Annotated in this window: 1 pseudogene; it reads left to right on the top strand. The window is 61.2% G+C overall.

The features are described 5' to 3' along the window. Positions 1 to 41 precede the first annotated feature (41 nt). Positions 42 to 1,043: pseudogene (locus tag M3149_RS22630) on the top strand (IS1595 family transposase). Positions 1,044 to 1,088: the final 45 nt, after the last annotated feature.

The following is a 1,088-nucleotide window of genomic DNA, read 5'->3' as shown; positions in this document are numbered from 1 at the left end:
AAGGGGTATCTATTTAGCTCCAGCAGCGCCAGAATAGCTGGATGGAAACCCAGATGCTAACGCCGACTCCCGGGCAGGACTACCCTCGCACCTGGAACGAATTTCTTGACTGGTTTGCCACCGAAGAGGCCTGCCAGACGTTCCTGGAGAAGCTGCGCTGGCCCCAAGGCTTCGTCTGCCCGCGTTGCGGCAACGCTGGTGATGTGTACCGCGCCAGCCGCACCCGCCTGATGTGCCGTGCATGCCAGTACCAAGGCACAGTGACCTCAGGCACCATCTTTGACAAGACGCGCACACCGCTGCGTGTCTGGCTGGCTGCAGCTTGGTACCTGACCAATCAGAAACAAGGCGTGAGCGCCCTGGGGCTGCAGCGCGTATTGGGTTTGGGGAGCTACCAGACCGCCTGGACCATGCTGCACCGGTTTCGACGTGCCATGGTCCGCCCGGGCCGGGACAAGCTCAAGGGGCTTGTCGAGGTGGATGAAACGTACCTGTCCATCACGGATCGCAAGAATCCCGCCACCCCTGCAGGGCGCAAGAGCAGCACCACCAAAGTGTTGATGGTCATGGCGGTGGAGATCGTGGAGCCCAAGGGGTTTGGGCGCATCCGGTTACGCCGTATCGACCGAGACTCCGCCAACCATGTCATCCCCTTCGTGCAGGAAGTGGTCGAGCCCGGAGCCCAGGTCCGCACGGATGGTTCGGCGGCATACCGCGCTCTGGGAGAGCTGGGTTACACCCACCAGCGCACCGTCATGCTCGGCTCAGGCGTACCTGCCCATGTCTCCATGGCGGGAGTGCACCGGGTCGCCTCGTTGGTACAGCGCTGGGTGCTGGGAACGCACCACGGTTCTGTGCAACCCGAACACCTGGACGCCTATCTCGATGAATTCGTGTTCCGTTTCAACCGGCGCACATCCAGCTCACGCGGGATGCTGTTTTAACGCTTGCTGCAGCAAGCGGTGGTGACGCCGCCAGTGATGTATGGGGATGTCGTGAGCAAGAACACCGGGGAGAGGCAATCGGATACCATTGCTGGATGAAATCACAGTGTCAATGGGGCTGATGGAGCTAAGCGGATACCCCTT

It is taken from the genome of Hydrogenophaga intermedia (assembly GCF_023715105.1).
GTDB lineage: Bacteria > Pseudomonadota > Gammaproteobacteria > Burkholderiales > Burkholderiaceae_C > Hydrogenophaga > Hydrogenophaga intermedia_A.
The sequence above is the reverse complement of the archived record's forward strand: the minus strand, read 5'-3'. Positions and strand labels throughout refer to the sequence as shown.